Source organism: Photobacterium sp. WH77 (assembly GCF_022014395.1).
Classification (GTDB): domain Bacteria; phylum Pseudomonadota; class Gammaproteobacteria; order Enterobacterales; family Vibrionaceae; genus Photobacterium; species Photobacterium arenosum.
On record NZ_JAKLTE010000010.1, the window covers coordinates 120,273 to 142,544 of the forward strand.

Consider the following 22,272-nt stretch of genomic DNA (forward strand, 5'->3'; position numbering starts at 1 on the left):
GAGGCAGAGATATCGCTTACATGACGGTCAGACTATCGATTCGAAGTTATTCTCTGGTAATGCGTGCTCATTTACATACGTATCATCAGTTAGTGCTGCCCCTGCATGGCAATATAACCATGACATTGCCTGGTTACTCTGGAAAGGTCGGACCTGGGCAGTGTGTGGTTATCCGTGCTGAAATGATGCATGAGTTTAAAGCGGATGAAAAATGCCGTTTTCTGGTTGCTGATCTGGACAACTTGCCAGAGAGCATGCAGCAGTTACCCCGACCTGTATTTGCGACTTCGCCTGAACTGGTCGCCTATTGTCAGTTTCTGGAACTTCAACTGACACAGTCGGCACAGCCCGGTTTGATAGAGTCAATGTCAGCGCTGTTTTATCACTTATTGCAGAATCAGGTCATTCCCGCTTGTCGTGATGGCCGGATAAGTGAAGCCGTACGTTTTCTTAATGAAGATATCAGTCGAACACCGTCTCTTGGTGAACTGGCGGTACGGGCCTGCCTCAGTCTCAGCCAGTTCAAGACGCTGTTCAAACAGCATATGGGGATGACGACAGGGCAGTACTTGCTCACTCAGCGTATGACAAAAGCCAAAGCGCTGCTGGCGCATTCAGATTTACCTGTTTCCCTGATTGCCGAGCGGGTAGGCTTTACGGATGTGTCAGCATTCAGCCGTCGTTTTTCGGTGTATTGGGGGGAAACGCCCCGACAGATACGCCAGCGGTGAGAGTTCGGCTTCTGGCAATACAAAACCGGCTTTTCAGCAAAAACGGCGGAATAATTCTGCGCTAATTTCTAACCTCTTTTAATCAGTGAGGCAGGAAAGAGTATGGATATTTGCTGGCAGGATTTCGAAAAAGTGGATCTCAGAATCGGACAGATCATTGCCGTCGAAGCATTTCCGGAAGCAAGGCGGCCGGCGTTTAAGCTCTGGCTGGATTTTGGTGAGGACATAGGCCAGCGTAAAAGCAGCGCGCAAATTACCGACTTATATGACGCAACAACGCTGGTCGGTAAAAAGGTGATGGCAGTGGTCAACTTTCCGGCCAAACAGATCGGCCCCTTTATGTCGGAATGCCTGGTGACCGGATTCTATCGCGAAGATGGCTCTGTCGTGCTGGCTGTGCCGGATCAGGATATCCCCGTTGGTGCGCGGCTCGGATAAAGCGGTCAGAAAGCGGTCAGGGCAGACAGCGGATAGAGTACCCGCTGTCTGTGGATGATTTATGGTTTGTGAATTTTACCCAGATAGAGGTAGGTGTCGTAGTCGAAGGTCAACTGTCCGTCGATCTGGTGAGTATGAAATAAAGTCGTCAGGGCATCAGTGAGCGCATGGTAAGCGGCGCTGTCTTGCGGCGGGCAATAAGACGCTGAACGTACTCTGCCGATAAAACCGTCTAAGTCGAAATATTGCCGGTATTCAAAGGCCAGTTTTTGCATTTGGCCATCGGCAAAGAAATGACTGAGATCGCCGTCGGTCAGATTCATGTGATTGACGCTGGTGTAATCCGTGCCGTACTGGGCCAACAGGTCATCATACTGCTGTTGAATCGGTGTGCAGAGCTTGCGCTGATTCCAGATTAACGCGAGATGCGCGCCTGGTCTGGCAATGCGCTGAAACTCGCGACGGGTTTGCTCATTGCAAAACCAATGAAAAGACTGGGCGGCGGTGATCAGATCAACCGACGCATCAGCTAAACCTGTGCGTTCAGCAGGTGCGGCCGAACTGGTATAGCCAGAGTATTCTGCCAGTTGCTGATCAGCAGTAAACCGCATGGCGTCATTGGGTTCAATGGCGCTCACCTGAAGCCCTTTATCGAGCAGCAATTTTGTCAGTATGCCGGTACCCGCGCCGATATCGGCAATCTGTGACTGACTATCGAGATGGGTTTGAGACACTAACGTCTCGATCAAGGCGAGCGGGTAGCCGGGGCGATATTTCAGATAGTCATCGACTCGGTCTGAAAAGCGTTCTGTATTCCCTGTCATAGCAGATGATTCCTTGCATTTAGTGATACGATTACCGGTTATTGAATCAGTTGCAGCCATTGTGCTGGCGTTTCAAACATATAAGCGGGATGCTCAGTTTCCAGCTCTTTGCTTGAACCATAGCCCCAGAGCACACCGGCAGATTGCAGGCCATTCTTGCGGGCCGCTGTCAGGTCAACCGCTCTGTCGCCAATCATGAGTGAATGCTGGCTGATCGTGAACCGCTGCCGCAAGTCTTGCAGTTGCTGCCACTTTTCAATCCCGACATCGCCACCATTGATAAATTCGAACAGGCCGTCCAGGCCGAACAGCGTCAGAATCTGTTTGGCAAAGACAGCAGGCTTTGACGTGCAGATACCCATGTGTATTTTCTGATTGTGCAGGGTAAGCAAGGTGTCTTTTACACCGTCATAAAGCCTGTTTTCAGAATAACCTATGTCTGCGTATCGCTCACGGTAGCGGGCCACCAGATCGGCGATGAATTGTGGGTCATGATTGCCCGTTAACGCGATAAACGTCTTGTCCAGTGGTGGGCCAATGTAGCTGGCTATCTTCTGCTCGGGCAATTCGGGCAGCCCGCCATGGGCGAGGGCGTAATTGAATGATTTAACGATCCCCTCTTTGGGGTCACTGATGGTGCCGTCCAGATCAAAAATCAAGATGTCATGCTTCATTTATGCGGTCTCCTGAACCTATAGCGTCTTATTATGGGGTGGGTGCACCAACAAACAGTGCCATGCTGAACATTATCCAGTCATTGATAATATGGGCGCCGGTAGAAACCCAGATACTTTTGGTCTTGAGGTAAGCAAGGGATAACACCAGCCGGGCGGTTCCTATGACTAACAGACATTGTAAGAGGTTCCAGCCATAGGTGGGTAAATGCGCCAGGCCAAAAATGACGGCGGTGATCACCCATGCCAGAATAATCGAGCGCGTTCTTGAAAAGTGGCAGTGGGAATAGAAAACATGCATCAGCGCCAGGAAAGGCAGAATAGTGAAAATTTCTTCGCCAAACAGCTGTGGCAAGGTCTTGAGAAAAAACAATACTTTTTCTACGGTCGTCATGTCTGACAACTGTGCCAAAGCATGATTAGGGTTGGCACCAAAAAGTTTGACGACCAGTAAACCGAGCAAGACGCTGATTACTAGATTTAACAGACCAATACCTATCATCCATTTGAGATGATTGAATGACATCGGGCGAAAGATTGCGCGCCAGTGGAAGGGAGCTATCCGGGCAAGATAGAAAAGAGGAATGGCAAAAAACAGGATGGCGGGAATGAATTGTCCAAATGGGGTGGCAAAGAGTGGGATGGGAGTAATCAATACCGCAAACCCAGCAAAGACTAGTACCACAAGGAGTAGCCACTGGCGGGGGCTGAAGGCAGCAGGTTTGTCGTTATAAAAAGGAAAATCGTCAATGGTTGAATCATTCTTGTCTATTTTCATTGCTTTCCCTACTTATTTATGTGCGTCTGATTGTACATGGTAAATGCGTGCTGGTCAGCATTCGTTAACTTGCGTAACATGGACCACAGAACTGATTGATAAGGAATTTATCATGCCTCAATTAGACTGCGTTGAAGTCAATCCTAAGGTCAAACCCACTGCTTCTGTTATCTGGTTGCACGGATTGGGATCGAATGGCCATGATTTCGAAGCCATTCTCCCTGAATTAAAGTTACCTGCTAATTCCCCTGTGCGCTTTATTTTTCCTCATGCACCGTCGCTGCCTGTGACAGTTAATGGAGGAATGGTGATGCCAGCCTGGTACGATATTCTCGAAATGGGTATCGGCCGGAAATTGGACAAAGAACAGTTGCTGGAATCTGCCGACAAAGTGGCGGATCTGATTGACCGTGAACGTGGGCGGGGCATTGCGAGTGATCGGATCATTCTGGCCGGTTTCTCTCAGGGAGGGGCAGTGGCTTATCAGGCCGCGTTAACCTATCCGCATCCATTGGCCGGTTTACTGGCGCTGTCCACCTATTTTCCGACCGCTAAAAGCATTGATGTGGCACCTGCTAATCGCCAACTGCCTATCGAAGTGATGCATGGCAGCTTTGATCCTGTCGTGCTGCCATCCATGGGTAAATCGGCAGTAGAAGATTTACAGGAGCTCGGCTTTCAGCCCCAGTGGCGGGTTTACCCCATGGAACATCAGGTGTGCATGCAACAGGTTAAAGATATTGCAGACTGGCTGAAGCACACCTTAAATATCGATAATTAACCTCGCTCTTTCGCCCGGCCTGTTATTAACCTGGCAGAGCCGGGACTATTTCCCGGCAATTTTACTGGCAAGTAATCCTTGCAGCTGGTAGATATTGGTTTTGCTGCCAAATTCCATACCGATTGGATCATGCTGGCCTGAAATCCAGATTTTTAACTCTGCGTCTAAGTCAAAATTGCCAGTCGATTCCACCAGAAACATGGTAATCGACTTATAAGGTATTGAACGATATTCCACTTTTCGCCCTGTCATACCTTGTTTGTCTATCAGCAATAAACGGCAGTCGGTCAGGATCAGCATGTCTCTTATCAGCTTGTAGGCCAGCTCAATCTTTTCATTAGGCCCCAGAATGATCTGAAGCTCTTCCGTCGCTTCAGAAATCGCCATTTCTCCGGCATTGCCCAGTAGTTTATCCAGTAGGCCCATGGTGTTTTCCTTTTTAATTATTGAGTTAGTCAGTAATTTGCTTTGTGTGGCGCTGATTAAACAATACGCATCAATGCAGAAATATACCAGCTCGGTATATTGACAGGTCAGAATGGACTTGTATATTTATACAGTGCTTTTTTTGTTGTTCATTAACTGGAGAATGATAATGCAAAAGGAAAAATTGTCTGCGAACTGGCTTGCTTATGTCGAAGTACAGGGGCCATACGGTGAGAATTATGATCCGGCATTAAGCACCCTGTTTGGCTGGGCGGCACAGCAAGGGCTGCAGGGAGGGCGGTGTATTTTCGTCTACCTTGATGATGTGGAAAAAACACCACCGCAAGAATGCCGCACCCGTGTCGGCATCACTGTGCCTGAAAGCACTCAGGTAGAAGGCCCGATTGCGCTGACTCATTTACCGGGTGGCGATTACGCAACGTTACGTAAACAAGTAACAGATAAGACGCAATACGGGAGGTACTGGCAACAGCTGCATCAGGAGATAGCGGAAGAGACCAAAATGCAGTTCGATTATGAGCGACCGTGTTTTGAGTTGTACCACAGTGTGGATGAAGCAAATGATATTTGTGACACCAGTTTCTGCATTCCGGTTAAGTAGGGAACTACTGTTGGTATCGCAGCCACCAACCCAGGTGAAATGTCGGGGGCTGGTGGCTGTAACCGGATAACGGTATACCAGAAATCAGAACAAATTAGCGTTTATCTAAATCCATGTATTCCAGCATTTCAGACAATTGCCGGTTGCGTTCAGCCGTGAGTATTCCCAGCCAGTCCTGCATGGTCAGGGTAGTGTTCAGAGAAGCCAGCATCATTGCGGTTTGTTCTCTGTAAATCAGCCAGGCTCTCTGTACGCTTTCAACATCCCGAGCAGTGACTTCCAGGTTAAAGTCTTCAATCGGCCCCATTTTCAGGCGCTGAATCAGGCTGTCATAAGTCTGGCTTAATGTAGAATCGGCTTCATCTAACGATGGAATGTCTTCTGGCTGGTTACCCGCTAACGTGTCCAGAATTTGCGACAGATATCTGTCGTTTTGGTTAGATACCGATTCAATGCGAAAGGCCGTATGGCTGCTGCCACCGTGAAGTTCTTCATGTATTGCTCTGTGCTCAAAGAAGTCTTCTGCCATTCTGACCGCGTTTTTAATGGTTTGCTGCTGAGAAACAGGCAACTGTTGGATAGCGGTATCCTGTCGCTGTTTTCTTTCAATATGCTGTTCACCGGCAAACCGATTGGCACAGAAAGCCGAGCCAACACCGCTAGTGATGTATTGGCACAAATCAAATGTGAATGGCTGATTATGTTGCCAATGATCAAACGCATCCTGTACGGCATACTTCTCTTCTGCAGGCGCGAATCCGCCTTCGCAGATGAGCTGTAGCGTAAGCTGATTCTTTTCTGTCAGGGGGTAAGTGGAACCTGTTGAGACCTTCTCTGCTATTTCCCACACTTGGTACAGTGTGTTATCAGCCTGTGCCAGCAGATAAGCCTCGCGGTCTGCCGGCGTTAATGCTGCCAGCTCGATATGACCCACTTGTGAACACATTTGTTCAGTACTGAGTTCTGGGCGATCGCCAGCCAAGGCTGATAACGGGTAAATAACGGAAAGCGTAATAAGAGACAGGGCTGAAGCCTGAATTAAAGGGATGCCTTTGATGGTGTGTCCTGACATGGTTAAGGTGTGATGGAACGTAATGAATGGCGATAAGATCGCAGGTTGTTCGTGAAAGAACAAGGGGTGAAATCAAAAATAAGCAGGAAAATTGCAAAGCATTGGCCTGATGCGATTCGGGTCATAGAAAAAAGTCGCAGCAGGCCAAAAACAGGGAGTCTGGTTACTGAGCTTGCGTCAGTAATTGTTCGATACTTTGCGTCAGTTTAGGATCGTTCGGCTTGGTGGTACTGGCAAAAACGGTGAGTACTTTGCCATTGCGATCGACCAGATATTTGTAGAAGTTCCATTTGGGCGTGATACCCGAGTCGTTAGTCAGTTGCTTAAACACAGGGTTGGCGTCGCTGCCGCGAACAGCGCTGCGATTCATCATGGGAAACGTTACGCCGTAATCCAGGTAGCAGACTTTTGCCGTGTTTTCTTCATTGCCTCTGTCCTGGAAGAAGTCATTGGACGGGAAACCGATAACGGCAAACCCCTGGTCTTTGTAAGTCTGATACAAGGTTTCGAGACCTTCATACTGAGGGGTGAAACCGCACTGGCTTGCGGTATTGACTACCAGCAGAACCTGACCTTGAAATTGCTGGCATAAATTCACGGAATCAGCACTGTTAAGTTTAGTGAACTCATGGTTTAACAATGGCGGACATTCAGGTTCAGCGGCTTGCACTGTAGTGAAAGTCGCTGACGCAGTGGCAATAGCAGTCGCTAGAATCAGGTGTTTAGTCATTGGGCGGAGCATAAGTGAATCCTGTCGTGTGAACCAGCCACAGCCGAGAGGCTATTTAAAGCTGTATGTTGATAAATTCTAACGTCTTATCGCAACATTGCGAGACATTCACCAGGTTTATTTGGCATGCAGTAAGAATTGATGCACAAAGTCTTGCAATCCGACAGACAAGCTTTAACGTGTGGCAGTTATTGATAGACACTTTAATTGTAGGAGGGCGCTTGAACAGACCCAAAAACAGCGGATGGCAGCGATTGCTGACGGCTTTTCAGTCCGTGATGGACTTTCAGCAGAGGATCTGGGTCGTCAATGTCCGTGAAAGCCGTTTCCAGGATGAATCATTCATAGTGAGTGAAGGCAGCTTTACAACACCGCTCCAGTGGATGAGCAAGAAAGGTTACAGTGAAGCGATGCTGAGTGAAGTAGAGAGCATGAAGCGCTCTCAGGTGCTTGAGTTTACATTAGGCGATAGCCATCATAGTGTCATGCGAGTGAAGTAACTCGTTTCTCCTTTTCTCTGCTGTGAATAATGACCAGCGCAGCCTTGTTTAAATCAGCCCTATCTCTTTAGTCTTCTGAAAAATAAGTCAAATTTAAAAATTATCAAACATTTTCACTTTCGAAAGTGCGCATTTTTATGCGTTTTTCCGTCTTCTTTGTTATAAAAAAGTTATGATTTAGATCAAACTTATAACATTAAGAAGATAAAAAATGCTCGTAGTCGCAAATACTAGATGCAGTGCAACTGAAGTGACTGTTGCGCCACATGAAAGAATAATGTTGATAACGAAGAAGAATGACTATGAAGACACTTTCGACCTACCTCACCTTAGCAACACTCCTTGCGGCGGGTTCTGCTCAGGCCGCGTTGAGCGATTACAAAGTCGTCCTGGTTCATGGCTTCCAGCCTGGGCAGTTGCAATCAAAACCCGACAGTAGTCAGGTTAATCTGGACGGGGCCTCGTACTGGCAAGATTATTGGCAATCCCGTGCTGATGCCCGTATCGACTGGCCATCTCACGAACGGATTACGGGAAAAATATCGACAGATTACGTGTGGCCTAAGCTGAAAGCGTTTTCGGAGCAAGGTTTATGTCATCCAGGTTGCGTGTTTGTCACCCATTCAACCGGTGATCTGGTGACGCGCTATCTGATCGATAACCAGGCAAACTGGCTGGAAAATGCCGGCCTGCAGCCACTCAATATTATTGCGACATTTGATTTTGCGGGTGCCGGTGGCGGGTCTGAATTAGGTGACATGGCAGTGAATGTTGCTGAAGGCAGCGGAACATGGAACAGCATGCTGAAATACGCAGTGTCCTTGTGGCTGGGAGAGATGCCCAGCAAAAACAATACGGGCGTATTGAACGATCTTCGTGTTGCCAATGCGCGCCAGCTTGCTGCCTTGCCGGACAGCCGTGTTCCCAGAATCCGTTTTACCGGCGACAGCAGTGATTATCTGGGGGTTACCTCAGGGTATTTGCCCGGTAATGATGACGGGGTAGTGGCCAGTCATTCCACTTGCGGTGCCAGTAACGCGGGAGACTTTACCAGCTGCTCGGTGAATGTGGGCTATAACGGTAAGCTTACAACACAATCTCGAGGTGTCAGCCAGTTCATGCCTTATCATTACCCATTACTGATGGGGGAAGGCTACAGCCACAGCGGCCTGATCCATAATAAGCATGAAGGACAAGTTACAACGGCCGCGGAGCAGGTCAGTTTGCTGGATGGAAACCTTGTCCGCGTGAATTCTACCGATGAATGGTACTGGCTAAATGGCGCCTATTACCGTTATGTCGATGGTTCGGACACCCTGACTATGTCTGAAGTGGTGCATTCTTTCTTATGATCTCGTTATGGCTTTGGCGCAGGCCAAAGCCATCCTCAGCAGGTTGGATATGAAAAAGAAAAGGATAATAGTCGTCGGGCTTTCAGGCACTGCTGTGTTGATGTTTGCCATCTATAGCATTTGGCCAACTCAGCACACGGATACGGAATCTGTGCAGGTTGCAGCCAGAGAAACTGTTAGTACCAGCAATAAAGCCGCTTTGGTGGCGACCCAGCCAGCAATAGTGACACCCCACTTATCGGTTTCAGATGACAGAAAAACTGCACCTGAGCAGAAGGAGATAACGCTTCCTGTTGATATGGCAGATCAATTTGCTGTGATTTCAAGTGTATACGCTGCAGAACTGGCTTATCCGTCTTACTCCAGGCCACTATCGGTTCAGGATACCCAGTGGCTTGAGCCGAACCGGTTTGTCGCGGTGCAGGCTCCCGTCATGGACGGTAATCATACTGCGTCGTTATTTCTTGATTCCTTTCGGCATTTTTATCCTGATCCCGTGAGCCTGACGGTGCAGAGCAGTTTGCCGGTTGAGTCGATATCTGTTGAGCTGATTGATGTCAATACATATCAAAAGCTGGCCGCTGAACAATCACTGGGCAATCAGGTTTTCTTTGAGTCTGACGAGAGCTGGCCGTCAGAAATACGAGCCAGAGCAAACATTTACTTCACAACAGGCTCCGACATACTTACCGCTGATTTTCGCTATTACATACCGGTGGCAGAAGTTGTTGCAGTTGCTAAGCCAGTTTCCGAGCGTGCTGATATGAGTATTCCGGTCACTTTGTCGGTTAAGCGTGATGGGATATACCGTGTCAGAGCCAACCTTTATACCCAGAGTGGGAAGCCTGTCGCCGTTCTGAGCGCCAGGCAATCGCTTTTTGCAGGTGAACAGACGGTCACATTGAAAGCGCACAATAGTGTCCTGTCTGACACAGATGACTATGAACTGAGAACGTTTCAGGTAGAGAAAATGTCGGGCTTTCCCGGTGAAGAAACGGAATATGGTATCAGCCAGAAACCCGTCTGGCCCTTGGGCACCATAGACGTGTCTCTGTTGAGTGATGAACCGTATACCCCCACACCAGAAGAGCAGCAACGCATGCAGTTTTTGCAATCGGCCGCCTCAGACTGAGGCGGGCGGAATGTCACTGAGAATCCAGTCAAACAGCAGGGACAAGGATGCATTCGGAGTCACGTTTGGCCGAACCAGATAATATCGTTTACCCGAAGGCACACTTTGCGGGCAGGGCATGATTAACCGGCCGGCATCTAAGTCTTGCTTGGCCAGTTCAACATCCCCCACCGCGATACCAAAGCCCTGAATAGCCGCACTTACTGTTAAATCCAGAGTGGCAAACCGCTGGTTCTGGATGGCGTGTTTACCCACATAACCCATATGTGTCAGCCATAACCGCCAGTCGGTATGCTGTGGCGTTGCATGCAGCCAGGTATGCTGACTGAGCTGCTCCGGCGAAACGGGCAGTTGAGAGTGTTGAAATAACACTGGTGAGCACATGGGTGACAAGTATTCATCAAACAGACGAAATGTTTTTACTTCTTTATGGGGAGGTTGCTCGTCATAGCAAATCGCCGCATCAAAAGGTTCGGACGAGAAATTCACGCTGTGCATGATGGCAGAGGTTAACTCGACATCAATATCTGGGTGGGCCTGCTGAAATGACATCAGTTTTGGTAGCAGCCAGGAGGTAATACAACTGGGGGCTTTTAACTTGATTTGCTGTTTCTCATTCGACACCTGATCGACTGCCTTTTGCAGTTGGGTCATGACATGCTGCACCATGGGCAAAAATGCATGCCCTTTGGTTGTCAGCGTCAGCCCGCGGGCATGGCGCTGAAACAGTCTGACTTTCAACTGTTCTTCCAAAGCCAGAATCTGGCGGCTAACAGCGCCTTGAGTGACATTCAGGTGTTTAGCTGCCATCGTAAAATTTAAGTGTTCAGCGGTTATCAGGAAAGCCTGAAGCTCTCGGGTAGAAGGAAGGCGCATCAGTGAATCAAACCTCTCAAGCCATGCGTTTTTCTCATGGCTAGTATGCCTACTTTTCGATTCTTATTTCAAATTTATTTGTTTAATTTATGTAAACGGAAAATATAAAGATTCTCAGGTTGAATGTTTAATCATAAATCTGGGCTTAATTTTGTTATTCATGCATTGCGAAGAGGTGTGTTGTGACGTCGCTAGCTACGAAATTAGTTCCAGAGGTAGTAAAAAACCTCATACCCTATCAGTCTGCTCGCCGCATTGGCGGGAAAGGACATATCTGGCTTAACGCCAACGAGCTGGAGCAGAGTGAGCGTTACGGCGAATCAGAGAGTTACAATCGCTACCCTGATTTTCTTCCGCACGTTATTGAAAAAGCGTATCTGGAATACAGCGAAAATGTCTTAGGTGGCGCAGCGCTGCAATGTCAATCGCTGGCGGTTCGCGGGGCCGATGAGGGGATCGATTTATTGATTCGGACGTTTTGCCAGCCGGGTAATGATCAAATCATTGTTTGCCCTCCCACTTATGCAATGTATGAGTTCTGTGCCGATTCAATTGCAGTGAACACAGTGAAAGTGCCTTTGGCAGAGGATTTCAGTCTGAATGTTGAGGCGATTACCCCTTATCTGAAAGACAGTAAAATTCTGTTTTTATGTTCGCCTAATAATCCGACAGGTAACGTTATCCCTCACGAGCAAATTGTGGCTTTGCTTGAAGCGAGCAAAGACTCCACCCTGGTGGTGGTTGATGAGGCCTATATTGAGTTCGCGCCGCACACCAGTGTGGTGAATCTGATAGCCGAGTATCCGCATCTTGTTGTGATTCGCACCCTGTCCAAAGCGTTCGGACTGGCCTCGATCCGAGTAGGATTTTTACTGGCTGACACGAGTGTGATGGATTATGTTGCACGCTTGATTCCTCCTTATCCGATAGCGGATCCAAGTGCGCTGGTCGCCAAAAAAGCACTCCAGGAAGAAGGACTTGAGGCCATGCGTCGTCAGGCGGATGAGCTGGTGTCCATTCGAAACTGGTTTGCTGAGGAAGTGGCAGGGCTGGCTTTCGTCGAGAAGGTGTATCCGTCTTCCACCAATTTTGTGCTGGTTAAATTCAGTACCGACGATTGCCTCTATCAGTACCTGCTGCAAAAAGGCATAGTGACCCGTAATCAGGCTCATGATCCACGACTGGCTCGCTGTGTACGTATTTCTATCGGTACCCGAAACAGCATGCAGGAAACACTGGATGCGTTAAAAGAGTATCCATTAAATTAAAGAATAAACACGACAGTGTAAGAGGGGACAACAATGAAAAAGCAACTAGGTCTGGGTCTGATCCTGGCAACAGCAATGATGGCGAATGTTCAGGCTGCGGATAAACCGGTACGTTTAGCATCCGATTTTACTTACCCGCCATTTAACTACAAAGACGCGAATGGCACCCCGAAAGGGTTTGATATTGAAATTGCCGATGCACTCTGCCAGGAAGCGAAACTGGACTGCGTTTGGGTAACGCAGAGCTGGGACGGTTTGATTCCGTCGCTGTTAGCCCGTAAGTCAGATGCAATCATGGCTTCCATGCGTATCACAGAGGAACGTAAGCAGCGGGTATTGTTTACCGACAAGTATTATCAGACTCCGGCCCGGTTTGTTGCTCGTAGCGATGCTGGTATCAGCATAGATAAAGCCGGCCTGGAAGGGAAAAAGATCGGTGTTCAGCTGGGCACTATTCATGACCGTTATGTCACTGACATGTATGGCGATGTAGCGAAAATTCAGCGTTACACAGGGCAGGACGAAGTGTATCTGGATTTAACTACCGGCCGTCTCGATGCCGCCTTTGGTAACTCGGATCAGCTTGCGCTGGCTTTTCTGGAAAAAGAGCAAGGCCAGAATTTCGAGTTTGTCGGTGAAGCGGTCACAGACAAAGCCTACATTGGCGAGGGAACAGCCCTGGCATTGCGTAAAACAGACAAAGCTCTGGCGGATAAATTCAACAAAGCGATTCAGGCTATCCGTGAAAATGGTACCTATGACCGTATTGCCGGTAAGTACTTTAAGTTTGATATTTACGGTGAGTAAGGGTTTCCGTTTACTCTCTGAAAAATCCGAAGCGGTTGCTTCGGATTTTTTTTGCGCTGGGGTTGGGTGAGTTTGTCGCGTATTTGATTCTGTGGCTTATTTGACATTGTCTGATAAGCCACAGGTACTCTTTGTCAGCCCAAAGCGTACCCAGAAATGCCTTGTTGTTCTTTGGTATTGTCCGGGCCGGTTGTAGGCGCTCCCGGCGCCGACAACCTAAAAATTCGTCCTGAATTTTTCCCTGATTATGTACCATCAAAGTACGTTACTAGGCCGTCATGCCCGCGTCAGGCGGGAATTCATAAAGCGAGTGCGATTTCTAAGGCTGGGTGGGTATTCGCATGTCTGCGGCATCTTTGCACGGAGAAAGTGACTGATGTCTCTGAGTTACAAGTGTATAAACACTGATTGTTTGGGGTAAGTCATGAAATACAAAAAAGTAAAGAATATCAATAGGGTGGCATAAGTAGTTTGAGTAAGATATACGACATGCTGTCGTGTATCTTGCTGATATATTTATATGGTAATGCGCAGTTAGTTTAATATGATCAAACACTAAAGTGGCTTCTGATTAAAAGAGTTATACGACATGGTGTCGTTGAATAAAATGTTATGTGCCTTATCAATATTGCATGTTCAATTTACTGTACAAGTAGATTGATGAAGACTATACTTGTCCCATTAAATGTACATGTGGAGGTTCTTATGAGAATCGTATCTTTTACTGAAGCTAGAAATGGTCTCAAAGCTGTTTTGGACGGTGTAGTTAATGACGCTGATACAACAGTTATTACACGCCGTGATTCTGAAGATGCTGTAGTTATGTCTTTAGACTACTACAATAGCCTTATGGAGACAGTTCACTTACTACGCTCTCCTCAAAACGCTGAACACCTAAACCGTTCGATAGCACAGTACCGTGCAGGTAAAACAACTGCACGAGAGTTAATTGATGAGTAGTAGTCAACATTTACTATCGTGGACTGATGACGCTTGGGATGACTACCTGTATTGGCAAACTCAAGACAAGAAAACACTCAAGCGCATCAATAAACTCATCAATGAAGTTAAGCGCTCCCCATTTGAGGGCATCGGTAAACCAGAGCCGTTAAAAGAGAACTTATCTGGTTTTTGGTCTCGTCGTATTGATGACACTAACAGGCTTGTTTATGCAGTCGATGATCAAGCGATAACGATAATTTCGTGTCGTTACCACTACTAAATAAGGTTCAGCGACCTGGCATCTAACAAATAAGGATATGTAGTGGTTTAATGAACCCGGACACCATTTTAGGTGGTAAAGTAGCCACCAAAGAAAGAGGTGTTTAATGACAAGAAAGCGTCGCTCATTTACTGCTGAGTTCAAACTGGAAGCTGCATGTCTGGTATTGGATCAAGGCTATTCGGTCGCTGAAGCCAGCCGCTCTTTAGATGTTGGGGAAACAGTGCTCCGCCGGTGGGTCAGTCAACTCCAGGCTGAGCGTGGTGGTAAGACTCCCAGCAACAAGGCTTTGACTCCTGAGCAGCAGAAGATCCAAGAGCTTGAAGCTCGCATCAACCGGCTAGAACGCGAAAAAGCGATTTTAAAAAAGGCCACAGCTCTCTTGATGGCGGACGAGTTCGAACGTACGCCCTGATAGACCAGTTAAGAGAGCAAGAATCCACTGAACTGGTCTGCTCCGCTTTCAATATTTCCACGTCCTGTTTTTATGAGTATAAGGCTCGAATTCGTAATGTCGATTGCGAGCGACTGAAGCTTCGAAGTGAACTTCGTCGCTTGTTCAAGGCGAGCCGTGGTTCCGCTGGTAGCCGATCGCTAAAGTCAATGATGCAGGAGTTGGGATATCAGGTTGGTCGTTTCAAGGTGCGTAACCTGATGAAAGAGGCAGGGTTAATGTCGAAGCAACCCGGACCACAGCAAAGAACAAAAGGTGTTTTCTGGTTACTCTTTGCACCCACAAAGAGTAACTGGCGCGCGTCAGATAATGGTGAGATAAGCGCCGGACTCAAGCGCGACATACCTTCAAACTCAGACAGCTCATCAGATCCAGAGAAATCCTCCTATTCCCCCAAAGCCAAAGCCTTTACCTCAACCGACTATGCTTATAACTTAAGGACAGGAAAACAGAACGTTTTTTAGCGTGTGCAAACAGGCATGTTTGGCATACCGAACAGACAAGGAGGAGAAATGAAGGTCTTAGTCGCAGGGGGCAATTCGGTGCTCGGATGCTATGTGGTCCGGCACTTGATAGATCACGGTTATCAGGTCTTTGCGCTCAGTCAGCATCCTGAGCAGGATAACCCGCTGGCTATCCCGCTTGCTTTGCAGGATGAACACATGGCAGGGAAATTTGATGCCGTGATCTGCTGTGCCAGACCTGTTATGGCACCTTATGCGCAGGAAAAGCAGGCACCGGATTTTTCGGTATTGATGGACAGCATAGAGCGCTTTGCGAAACCGAATGCCAGAAAGCTGTATACATCAGGTATCGAAGTGTTTGGGTGCGCCGATGAATGTTCACCCGATGAACTCCAGTTTGAGTCCCTGACTGCGGCAGAAAAAGAGGTTCCGGTGCTGAAGAAAGCCATAGAACTGAGCTGGACACCCGTTTTTGTGCCTACTCTGGTGTACGGTGGTCACGAATGCCCGATTCATACTTCACTGAATCGTCGCGAAAGCCTTCGCATTCCTGTCCTGATCCCGTCTTACGGCCTGTATTATGCCGCTCATCTTGATGATCTGGCGGCTTTTCACGTGACCTTAATTGAGAAGGACACGCTGGCGCCGTTTTATTTTCTGGCTGAGGAAAAGCGCTACAGCCCTGAAAACCTGGCTGACATGCTGGTGAAATACGGTTGGGCGGAGGGGGTGAAATGCTTGTCATTGCCAAGCTTTCTCAAACAATACGGCGAAGAGGTACTGGAAGTTGAAACCATGAATGTGAGCGTGCCGATCAGCCCGGATTTCGAGCCGTTCAACAGCCTGTCAGCCTACCTGTCTCAAACGCGGATAACGCCGGCCCATGACCTCCCATAATACTTGTTTGACCGGCACACTCAGTGATGCCGGGATAAGTGAACACTTGCTTTTTATTGATCTGCGATCAGTACAACGTTGAGAAAATGTTATTATGTCATCTGTTACTTATTGAATTGACTTGATTTAATTTCCTTCCGGCGTAGTGTGTGGGCTTTTGTTATATGCGGTTAAGAGAGGCTCCATGCGTTATCCTTCCCCACTGGTTCCCGGTAGTACAATAGCAGTAACAGCATTATCGGCAGGTGTGCCTGAAGATTGTCATGCACGTCTCGATCTGGTTATCCAGGGGTTGCGGGACAGAGGCTTTAAGGTGCTGGAAGGGCACTGCTTACGGGAAAATGCCGGCCATGTCAGTGCTCCGGCGCCAATGCGGGCCAGAGAATTGATGGCGTTTTTGCTGGATGATCGCGTTGATGCCATCCTGCCGCCCTGGGGAGGTGAACTGGCGATGGAACTGTTGCCATTGCTGGATCTGGACTTACTGCGTCACGCCAAACCTAAATGGCTGATTGGCTTTTCAGATATCAGCACTATCTCGTCTGTCTTAACGGCTCGCTGCGGTTGGGCCAGCCTGCATTGTGCGAATCTGATGCAGCTTCATCCTGCTGTGACGGATCCGCTCAATAGCGCAATATTTTCTTTGCTGAGCCTGACTGTCGGTGAATCTGTCAGGTTACAGCAATCGTCCTGCTATGAGCTGGCCTCGGCCAATTATGGCAAGGATCCCGAGGCACAATTCGCTTTCACTCAGCCAACGCAATGGACGGTGTTATCGGCAAACGATGCAGCGAAATCGGTCGCGTTTTCGGGCCGTCTGATCGGTGGCTGCCTCGATACCATAGGCCTGATATCAGGTACCGAGTACCTGAATCTGCCGCAGATGAAAATGCAGTATGCTCAGGACGGCCTGATTCTGTTTCTGGAAAACGCCGAGTTATCGCCAACCGCGATGGCCCGCGTGCTGATGGCAATGAAATTCAATGGTGTGTTTGATGCCGTCAACGGGGTCATTTTCGGTCGGGATGGTTCGCCGCTGAGTCACGGCAAATCACTGTCACATTCTCAGGTTATTCAGCAAGTGCTGGGCGATCTTTCAGTACCTGTCATCCTGAACGCTGACATCGGCCATCTGGCACCCAATATGCCATTAATGAACGGTGCTGTTGCAGAGATTCATGTAGCTGAAGGACAGGCTTGGGTTCATCAGACATTAAGCTGATCCAGAAGAATGGCAAGTGACTGATACTTCGTGGCTTGCCGTAGCGTCTATACTCTCAGGAACGGATTTACAGCCAACAGGTAAGCCTTGATGCTATGAGAGAAGACAACATGGCCGTGCTGTATCACCATGTTCGCACGGCTTTATCAGACGAACAGTGCCGCGCCCGGTATCTTGAAGAAAAAGCGGCCCGTCTGCTTGGGTTGCATTCCGCTGTCATCGCAGGGTTTACCGTTCTGGTATTTATTGCTTCTTCATTGTTTGTCCCGCCTCAGCATGCCATCGCCTGGCTGGCAGTTATTGCCGTGACCGTGACCTATCTGGGTTTGATATCTGCCTGGAGTTTTCTGTTTCGCCTGCTCAGGCCGGCCGATGTGTATGGTGTGCATTTACCCAACAACTGGCTGGAAGGAATGAAGCAACAAGGTGCGAATGACAATCTTCATCTGGCCGTGGTTCGCTGTTACGAAACCTGGCAGTTGTTACATCAGAGCAATCAGCATAAAAACGCGCTGCTGATTAAGGCTTACCATGAGATTGTATTCTCAGCCTGGTTAATTGCGATCTCTTTACTGCTTTTATTGGCGGCCAATTATCTGGTTGCTGCAGTTTAATCCATGGCTTTTGCCTGCAACTTGGCTGTTTTGCTGAAATTTTCGCTTAACGCTGGAAAAGTTAGTGGTAAAGTATTTGCCTGACTGAAGGCAATGATTGCCGAGTATTGTGAGCATCAGGAGGGATGATGCAGTTTGTTCATTGTACCTATGAAAAACATGGCGAAGCCATTCTGGCAATTTTCAATGATGCCATTCTTAACACCACCGCACTTTACGAATATCAGCCCCGTACGATGGACATCATGCAAACCTGGTTTGCCACCAAAACGGCCAATCAGTTTCCTGTGATTGGTATTGAAAATGATGCCGGTGAGCTGATGGGGTTTGTCAGTTACGGCACCTTCCGCGCATGGGCTGCGTTTAAATATTCTGTTGAACATTCTGTGTACATTCATCCGCAGCACCAGGGTAAAGGCTTGGGGCGAAAGCTGATGGATGCCCTGATTCAGGCAGCCCGAGAGCAGAATTACCATGTGCTGGTTGGCGGTATAGATTCGACAAACACTGGCAGCATTGCCTTGCACAAAAAGCTGGGGTTCGAATATTCCGGCACGATAAAGCAAGCGGCCTATAAATTTGAGCGCTGGTTGGATCTGGATTTCTACCAGCTGATACTGGATACCCCGAAACAGCCTGTTGCAGGGTAAATCGTGAGATAAGGACATTGGATGTTATTTAATAGCCCACTCAGCCTCGAAAAAGCACATCGACTGATCGACCTACTGAATCTCCACACTGACAGCCATGTTATTGATATTGGTTGCGGGGAAGGGGAATTTTTACTGCGTCTTGCCAGTGCGACAGGGGCACACTGTCTCGGACTGGATATTTCTGAGACTTGTATTGCCGCCGCGAATGCGAAAGCAGAAGCCTTGGGCTTGGCCGATCGCGTGAAATTCGAAGTAGCTGATGCCAACGACTATCCGTTCGCGATACAGTATGACGTGGCTATCTGTATGGGATCGACCCATGCGTTTGGTGAAGGGGATGCGGGTTATCCGGCAGCACTGACTCAAATGCAGCAATGGCTGAAACCCCATGGTCAACTGCTGATTGGCGAAGGTTATTGGAAGCAGCCACCGGCCCAGGCGTATCTGGACTTCATTGGTGAGCCGATTGGTATTTATTACGATCACCAGGGCAACATGTCGGTCGCCGAGTCTCACGGCCTGGCCACTGTGTATGCGGCCACCAGTAATCAGGACGAGTGGGATCATTTTGAAGGTTGCTTTCGCCTGAAAGCAGAACGTGCTGTGATGGCCAATCCAGAGGATGACAAAGCGCGTCAAAAGCGTGATGCGGTTCGCGAGTGGAACGCGTATTACCACCAGTTTGGCCGCGACACGATGGGATTTGGTTTCTATTTGTTCATCAAGGACAAGGGTTAATCTGAACCTGTGGCATAAGCACTGGCTGCATAATGGCCAGTCGCTTAGTCAAATCTGGCTTGAAAGGAGAGAGGGATGGCAGTGGCAGAATCACAAGCTCTGGTTGTCGAAGGCGGTGCGATGCGCGGCATTTTTGCCGCCGGTGTGCTGGATGGCTTTCTAGAGCAACATTACCGGCCATTTGATTTTTGCATCGGTGTCTCGGCGGGTTCTACCAATCTTGCAGCCTGGCTGGCAAATCAGCATGGCCGTAATTACAAAGTGATCACGGATTATTCCTGCCGCCCGGAATTTATCAGTTTACGTAAATTTATTCGCGGCGGGCACTGGCTGGATCTCGACTGGTTGTGGCAGATCACCATCAATGAAATACGCTTGGATCTGGATGCTTTCGACGCACAACCCATTCCTTTGTACGTGGTCACCACCCAAGTCTCTAGCGGAGAGGCGGTTTATACCCAAGCCACGGCAGATAATCTTGAACAATTGCTTAAAGCTTCTTGCTCTGTGCCGGTCGCGTACCGGGATTATCCGCTGCTGAATGGCGACGCCATGACCGACGGTGGGGTCGCCGATTCCATTCCCGTCATCAAAGCCTATCAAATGGGTGCCAGAGAAATCACGGTGATTTTGTCACGCCCGCTGGGCTACCGGAAGAAAACCAGCAAAACGAGCTGGTTTCTTCGTCGTATGCTGGCAGATACCCCTGAGCTGGCGCGGGTGATGATGAAGCGTGCCGACAATTACAATAGCGCCATTGAGTTTATTGAGAACCCGCCTCAAGACTGCCGCATTCATGTTATAGCACCGCCGGCAGAGTTTGATGTCGGCCGTATTACCACAGACAAAAAACGGTTAGATACCGGCTATCAGATGGGATTAGCGGCGGCACTCGCCGGACGATAAGCCTGTACCGAGCACACAGTTAACAACGACAGGGACATCATGATTTTTAACAACTTTGCACCGGCAACATTAGCGGAACAGTTTCAGCTTTCTCCCCAGGCGGCAGACTGCCTGTCGGCTTATCTGGTGACTTTACCGGAAGCTGAAATACCGGCCATTCCAAGTGTCAGCGCAGATTATTTCTGTGCAGACAAAGACAATGCAGACATTTGTGCCGAACTGGTACGAAAAGGAGAAAAGCAAGCCAGTTGCAGTATGAAATACTGGTATCTGGCTGGCGGTGCAGAAGAACCGGAGCCAATGCCGCAGGTCGGCCATTTGCAGGTGGTCACTGACTGGGAGGGCGTTCCGGTCGCGATCACGCAAATTACCCGGGTGGCAGAAGCCCGGTTTAAAGATGTGACCGCTGAGTTCGCGGCGGCTGAAGGAGAAGGTGATAAGTCGCTGAGCTGGTGGCGGGATGCCCACTGGCAGTTTTTCAGCACCGAGTGCGAAGAGCTGGCTATTGAGATGAGCGAGGACACTGTGCTGGTGCTGGAACATTTTCGAACCGTTTGGGCGAAACCTGCCTGATCTCTGCAATGAACTGCCGTAAGCCGCGCTGACATCAAGCCTGATATCAGTGGTTTGCTTTTCTGCTCTGCTATCTTTATCACAGCGGGCAGACGTATGTGCCCGCCATTTTTGCCAGCTGATCTCCAGGGTTGTTGCTGATACACGCACGAGGCTGTCTGGCAAGTCAGGTGATTTCACTTCACGGCAGGGCAGGCATGAAAACACACTGGTTTAATCGTTGGGAAGCGGTAAGGAGCAGTTTCTGGTTCGTCCCTGCCATGATGGTGATTATTGCCGTCGGGCTGGCCCGGATTGTAGTTACTCTGGATCATCAACTGGTGCACTTCTCTCTGGTTTTGCCTGATATCGGCTTCACGGGAGGTGCAGAGGGAGCACGCAGTGTCCTTTCTACGATTGCAGGTTCCATGGTAACGGTGGCCGGGGTGGCTTTCTCTATCACCATAGTGGCATTAACGCTGGCTTCCTCTCAGTTTGGTCCCCGTTTACTGCGAAATTTCATGCGCGATCCGGGTAATCAGTACGTGCTTGGCACCTTTATCGCGACGTTCATCTATTGTCTGCTGGTATTAAGCAGTGTGACCCATTCCAACGGTGATGTGTTCGTGCCTCGCATTGCGGTCAATCTGGCTTTGTTACTGGCCCTGTTCAATGTCGCGGTTCTGATTTATTTCATTCACCATGTGGCGACTTCGATTCAGGCGGATAACGTCGTCAATGGTGTGTATGAGGAGCTGAATCAGTACATTGAGCATTTTTTCCCTGATGAACTCGGTGAGTCTGATCCTGAACCTTTTCAGAGTGATCGCAATCCAACCGGCATGTTTCATCATGTGGTCGCGGCGGACAGTGAAGGTTACCTGCAAGCCGTAGACAGACAGTGCTTATGTCAGCTTGCCCAGCAGTTTGATTGCCGGATTGAATTGGGTTACAGAGCCGGGGCATTTGTCGTAAAAGGTAGCTCAATCGCTGTCGTGCGGTCTGACACTGAGCCGGAAGACGGTCTGGATACACAGCTTCTTGATTGCATGATTGTCGGGAAATTGCGTACCCCGGAACAAGATCCTGAATTCGCTGTTCATCAGTTGGTGGAAGTGGCCGTCAGAGCATTGTCACCGGGTATCAATGATCCTTTTACTGCCATGACCTGCGTTGACAGACTCAGTGCAGTACTTTGCACCCTGACTGGCCGGTCATTTCATCCCGCGCGATGGTATGGCGATGACGGCCAGCTGCGACTGGAAGAACCGCCTCTGACTTTTACCGGGATACTCAACGCCGCTTTTGAACAGATCCGCCAGCACGGCAAATCCGATACGGCGGTTACCATCCGTTTGCTTGAAAGCCTTGGCCGGATTGCCAGTTACTGCAGAACGCGTGAGCAGCAAAGTGCCGTTTGTCGTCAGGCCGAAATGATCCTGCGATCCAGTCAGGATTGCCTGAATGAACCACAGGATCTGGCAGACATTGAACAGCGGTTTCAGGCGATACAGGATGAAATGCGTCAATGCTGATTGA

The 22,272-nt window shown here is 48.9% G+C and carries 26 protein-coding genes and 1 pseudogene; 20 read left to right on the forward strand and 7 right to left on the reverse strand.

The genetic code is table 11. The annotated features are described in order from the left end of the window. The first annotated feature begins 20 nt into the window (after positions 1-20). Together L6J37_RS12250 and L6J37_RS12255 are read left to right on the forward strand one after the other, a co-directional pair. Positions 21-731, forward strand: coding sequence for an AraC family transcriptional regulator (locus L6J37_RS12250; RefSeq protein WP_192014161.1), 711 nt, complete (start codon positions 21-23; stop codon positions 729-731). Between the two features lie 102 nt (positions 732-833). Continuing rightward, positions 834-1,169, forward strand: a complete 336-nt coding sequence (locus tag L6J37_RS12255) for a tRNA-binding protein (protein ID WP_192014160.1) — start codon at positions 834-836, stop codon at positions 1,167-1,169. A 59-nt stretch (positions 1,170-1,228) separates the two neighbouring features. On the opposite strand, the gene L6J37_RS12260 is transcribed toward L6J37_RS12255, so the two are convergent. The 3 genes from L6J37_RS12260 to L6J37_RS12270 are packed head-to-tail and all read right to left on the reverse strand — an operon-like array spanning position 1,229 to position 3,445. Then, entirely contained in the window at positions 1,229-1,993 is a 765-nt protein-coding gene (locus L6J37_RS12260) for a class I SAM-dependent methyltransferase (RefSeq protein ID WP_237795286.1), read from the reverse strand. A 38-nt stretch (positions 1,994-2,031) separates the two neighbouring features. Further along, complete coding sequence (locus L6J37_RS12265; protein WP_237795287.1) at positions 2,032-2,667, reverse strand: HAD family hydrolase; 636 nt, start codon at positions 2,665-2,667, stop codon at positions 2,032-2,034. Between the two features lie 31 nt (positions 2,668-2,698). Then, positions 2,699-3,445: a CPBP family intramembrane glutamic endopeptidase gene (locus L6J37_RS12270; RefSeq protein ID WP_237795288.1), complete on the reverse strand. Its 747-nt coding sequence runs from the start codon at positions 3,443-3,445 to the stop codon at positions 2,699-2,701. Between the two features lie 112 nt (positions 3,446-3,557). Here L6J37_RS12270 and L6J37_RS12275 point away from each other — a divergent pair, with 112 nt between their 5' ends. After that, positions 3,558-4,226: an alpha/beta hydrolase gene (locus L6J37_RS12275; protein WP_237795289.1), complete on the forward strand. Its 669-nt coding sequence runs from the start codon at positions 3,558-3,560 to the stop codon at positions 4,224-4,226. Between the two features lie 45 nt (positions 4,227-4,271). Here the strand turns inward: L6J37_RS12275 and L6J37_RS12280 are convergent, their stop codons facing one another. Next, positions 4,272-4,652, reverse strand: a complete 381-nt coding sequence (locus tag L6J37_RS12280) for a PH domain-containing protein (protein WP_161455251.1) — start codon at positions 4,650-4,652, stop codon at positions 4,272-4,274. 169 nt (positions 4,653-4,821) lie between these two features. Between L6J37_RS12280 and L6J37_RS12285 the strand changes: the two genes are divergently transcribed. Continuing rightward, positions 4,822-5,274, forward strand: a complete 453-nt coding sequence (locus tag L6J37_RS12285; protein ID WP_218386650.1) for an AraC family transcriptional regulator — start codon at positions 4,822-4,824, stop codon at positions 5,272-5,274. A gap of 94 nt (positions 5,275-5,368) precedes the next feature. Here L6J37_RS12285 and L6J37_RS12290 read toward each other — a convergent pair whose 3' ends face one another. Next, the gene (locus L6J37_RS12290) at positions 5,369-6,346 is read right to left on the reverse strand and encodes a hypothetical protein (RefSeq protein ID WP_192014149.1); all 978 of its coding nucleotides are present in this window, start codon (positions 6,344-6,346) and stop codon (positions 5,369-5,371) included. Positions 6,347-6,509: 163 nt separating this feature from the next. Beyond that, a complete protein-coding gene (locus tag L6J37_RS12295; protein ID WP_370630711.1) occupies positions 6,510-7,088 on the reverse strand; it encodes a glutathione peroxidase in 579 nt (192 codons plus the stop codon). Positions 7,089-7,354: 266 nt separating this feature from the next. Between L6J37_RS12295 and L6J37_RS12300 the strand changes: the two genes are divergently transcribed. From L6J37_RS12300 to L6J37_RS12310, 3 genes are all read left to right on the forward strand, one after another. Beyond that, positions 7,355-7,576, forward strand: coding sequence for a hypothetical protein (locus L6J37_RS12300; RefSeq protein WP_237795320.1), 222 nt, complete (start codon positions 7,355-7,357; stop codon positions 7,574-7,576). A 302-nt stretch (positions 7,577-7,878) separates the two neighbouring features. After that, entirely contained in the window at positions 7,879-8,928 is a 1,050-nt protein-coding gene (locus tag L6J37_RS12305; protein ID WP_192014147.1) for a hypothetical protein, read from the forward strand. A 49-nt stretch (positions 8,929-8,977) separates the two neighbouring features. Continuing rightward, on the forward strand, positions 8,978-10,060 hold the full coding sequence (locus L6J37_RS12310; RefSeq protein ID WP_237795290.1) for a hypothetical protein: 1,083 nt from the start codon (positions 8,978-8,980) through the stop codon (positions 10,058-10,060). Here L6J37_RS12310 and L6J37_RS12315 read toward each other — a convergent pair. Further along, positions 10,052-10,936 carry a LysR substrate-binding domain-containing protein gene (locus L6J37_RS12315; protein WP_192014143.1) on the reverse strand — a complete coding sequence of 295 codons (885 nt, stop codon included), beginning with the start codon at positions 10,934-10,936 and terminating at the stop codon, positions 10,052-10,054. The genes L6J37_RS12310 and L6J37_RS12315 overlap by 9 nt on opposite strands. Before the next feature lie 182 nt (positions 10,937-11,118). Here L6J37_RS12315 and hisC point away from each other — a divergent pair, with 182 nt between their 5' ends. From hisC to L6J37_RS12380, 13 genes and pseudogenes are all read left to right on the forward strand, one after another. Beyond that, positions 11,119-12,204: a histidinol-phosphate transaminase gene (gene hisC / locus L6J37_RS12320; protein ID WP_237795291.1), complete on the forward strand. Its 1,086-nt coding sequence runs from the start codon at positions 11,119-11,121 to the stop codon at positions 12,202-12,204. A gap of 33 nt (positions 12,205-12,237) precedes the next feature. Beyond that, positions 12,238-13,011 carry an ABC transporter substrate-binding protein gene (locus tag L6J37_RS12325; RefSeq protein ID WP_192014139.1) on the forward strand — a complete coding sequence of 258 codons (774 nt, stop codon included), beginning with the start codon at positions 12,238-12,240 and terminating at the stop codon, positions 13,009-13,011. Between the two features lie 705 nt (positions 13,012-13,716). Further along, entirely contained in the window at positions 13,717-13,971 is a 255-nt protein-coding gene (locus L6J37_RS12330) for a type II toxin-antitoxin system Phd/YefM family antitoxin (protein ID WP_005526636.1), read from the forward strand. Then, a complete protein-coding gene (locus tag L6J37_RS12335) occupies positions 13,964-14,233 on the forward strand; it encodes a Txe/YoeB family addiction module toxin (RefSeq protein WP_192014137.1) in 270 nt (89 codons plus the stop codon). Before L6J37_RS12330 ends, L6J37_RS12335 begins: the two co-directional genes overlap by 8 nt. A gap of 106 nt (positions 14,234-14,339) precedes the next feature. Continuing rightward, positions 14,340-14,923 (forward strand): annotated as a pseudogene (locus L6J37_RS12340) (transposase); the annotation flags it as partial. A 276-nt stretch (positions 14,924-15,199) separates the two neighbouring features. Then, positions 15,200-16,048 carry an NAD-dependent epimerase/dehydratase family protein gene (locus L6J37_RS12345; RefSeq protein ID WP_218385647.1) on the forward strand — a complete coding sequence of 283 codons (849 nt, stop codon included), beginning with the start codon at positions 15,200-15,202 and terminating at the stop codon, positions 16,046-16,048. A gap of 184 nt (positions 16,049-16,232) precedes the next feature. Beyond that, positions 16,233-17,270 carry a S66 family peptidase gene (locus tag L6J37_RS12350; RefSeq protein WP_237795293.1) on the forward strand — a complete coding sequence of 346 codons (1,038 nt, stop codon included), beginning with the start codon at positions 16,233-16,235 and terminating at the stop codon, positions 17,268-17,270. Between the two features lie 95 nt (positions 17,271-17,365). Then, on the forward strand, positions 17,366-17,884 hold the full coding sequence (locus L6J37_RS12355) for a hypothetical protein (protein WP_237795294.1): 519 nt from the start codon (positions 17,366-17,368) through the stop codon (positions 17,882-17,884). A gap of 125 nt (positions 17,885-18,009) precedes the next feature. Next, positions 18,010-18,534, forward strand: coding sequence for a GNAT family N-acetyltransferase (locus L6J37_RS12360; protein WP_237795295.1), 525 nt, complete (start codon positions 18,010-18,012; stop codon positions 18,532-18,534). Between the two features lie 21 nt (positions 18,535-18,555). Beyond that, on the forward strand, positions 18,556-19,275 hold the full coding sequence (locus L6J37_RS12365; protein WP_237795296.1) for an SAM-dependent methyltransferase: 720 nt from the start codon (positions 18,556-18,558) through the stop codon (positions 19,273-19,275). Positions 19,276-19,350: 75 nt separating this feature from the next. Continuing rightward, positions 19,351-20,181, forward strand: coding sequence for a patatin-like phospholipase family protein (locus L6J37_RS12370; RefSeq protein WP_237795297.1), 831 nt, complete (start codon positions 19,351-19,353; stop codon positions 20,179-20,181). A 39-nt stretch (positions 20,182-20,220) separates the two neighbouring features. Continuing rightward, positions 20,221-20,754: an ASCH domain-containing protein gene (locus L6J37_RS12375; RefSeq protein ID WP_237795298.1), complete on the forward strand. Its 534-nt coding sequence runs from the start codon at positions 20,221-20,223 to the stop codon at positions 20,752-20,754. Positions 20,755-20,951: 197 nt separating this feature from the next. Next, the gene (locus L6J37_RS12380; RefSeq protein ID WP_237795299.1) at positions 20,952-22,268 is read left to right on the forward strand and encodes a DUF2254 domain-containing protein; all 1,317 of its coding nucleotides are present in this window, start codon (positions 20,952-20,954) and stop codon (positions 22,266-22,268) included. The last annotated feature ends 4 nt before the right edge of the window (positions 22,269-22,272 follow it).

Bases quoted from the DNA above. Each gene is read 5' to 3' on its own strand.
- L6J37_RS12250 (WP_192014161.1), top strand. From the start codon at position 21: ATGACGGTCAGACTATCGATTCGAAGTTATTCTCTGGTAATGCGTGCT.
- L6J37_RS12255 (WP_192014160.1), top strand. From the start codon at position 834: ATGGATATTTGCTGGCAGGATTTCGAAAAAGTGGATCTCAGAATCGGA.
- L6J37_RS12260 (WP_237795286.1), bottom strand. From the start codon at position 1,993: ATGACAGGGAATACAGAACGCTTTTCAGACCGAGTCGATGACTATCTG.
- L6J37_RS12265 (WP_237795287.1), bottom strand. From the start codon at position 2,667: ATGAAGCATGACATCTTGATTTTTGATCTGGACGGCACCATCAGTGAC.
- L6J37_RS12270 (WP_237795288.1), bottom strand. From the start codon at position 3,445: ATGAAAATAGACAAGAATGATTCAACCATTGACGATTTTCCTTTTTAT.
- L6J37_RS12275 (WP_237795289.1), top strand. From the start codon at position 3,558: ATGCCTCAATTAGACTGCGTTGAAGTCAATCCTAAGGTCAAACCCACT.
- L6J37_RS12280 (WP_161455251.1), bottom strand. From the start codon at position 4,652: ATGGGCCTACTGGATAAACTACTGGGCAATGCCGGAGAAATGGCGATT.
- L6J37_RS12285 (WP_218386650.1), top strand. From the start codon at position 4,822: ATGCAAAAGGAAAAATTGTCTGCGAACTGGCTTGCTTATGTCGAAGTA.
- L6J37_RS12290 (WP_192014149.1), bottom strand. From the start codon at position 6,346: ATGTCAGGACACACCATCAAAGGCATCCCTTTAATTCAGGCTTCAGCC.
- L6J37_RS12295 (WP_370630711.1), bottom strand. From the start codon at position 7,088: ATGCTCCGCCCAATGACTAAACACCTGATTCTAGCGACTGCTATTGCC.
- L6J37_RS12300 (WP_237795320.1), top strand. From the start codon at position 7,355: ATGGACTTTCAGCAGAGGATCTGGGTCGTCAATGTCCGTGAAAGCCGT.
- L6J37_RS12305 (WP_192014147.1), top strand. From the start codon at position 7,879: ATGAAGACACTTTCGACCTACCTCACCTTAGCAACACTCCTTGCGGCG.
- L6J37_RS12310 (WP_237795290.1), top strand. From the start codon at position 8,978: ATGAAAAAGAAAAGGATAATAGTCGTCGGGCTTTCAGGCACTGCTGTG.
- L6J37_RS12315 (WP_192014143.1), bottom strand. From the start codon at position 10,936: ATGCGCCTTCCTTCTACCCGAGAGCTTCAGGCTTTCCTGATAACCGCT.
- L6J37_RS12325 (WP_192014139.1), top strand. From the start codon at position 12,238: ATGAAAAAGCAACTAGGTCTGGGTCTGATCCTGGCAACAGCAATGATG.
- L6J37_RS12330 (WP_005526636.1), top strand. From the start codon at position 13,717: ATGAGAATCGTATCTTTTACTGAAGCTAGAAATGGTCTCAAAGCTGTT.
- L6J37_RS12335 (WP_192014137.1), top strand. From the start codon at position 13,964: ATGAGTAGTAGTCAACATTTACTATCGTGGACTGATGACGCTTGGGAT.
- L6J37_RS12345 (WP_218385647.1), top strand. From the start codon at position 15,200: ATGAAGGTCTTAGTCGCAGGGGGCAATTCGGTGCTCGGATGCTATGTG.
- L6J37_RS12350 (WP_237795293.1), top strand. From the start codon at position 16,233: ATGCGTTATCCTTCCCCACTGGTTCCCGGTAGTACAATAGCAGTAACA.
- L6J37_RS12355 (WP_237795294.1), top strand. From the start codon at position 17,366: ATGAGAGAAGACAACATGGCCGTGCTGTATCACCATGTTCGCACGGCT.
- L6J37_RS12360 (WP_237795295.1), top strand. From the start codon at position 18,010: ATGATGCAGTTTGTTCATTGTACCTATGAAAAACATGGCGAAGCCATT.
- L6J37_RS12365 (WP_237795296.1), top strand. From the start codon at position 18,556: ATGTTATTTAATAGCCCACTCAGCCTCGAAAAAGCACATCGACTGATC.
- L6J37_RS12370 (WP_237795297.1), top strand. From the start codon at position 19,351: ATGGCAGTGGCAGAATCACAAGCTCTGGTTGTCGAAGGCGGTGCGATG.
- L6J37_RS12375 (WP_237795298.1), top strand. From the start codon at position 20,221: ATGATTTTTAACAACTTTGCACCGGCAACATTAGCGGAACAGTTTCAG.
- L6J37_RS12380 (WP_237795299.1), top strand. From the start codon at position 20,952: ATGAAAACACACTGGTTTAATCGTTGGGAAGCGGTAAGGAGCAGTTTC.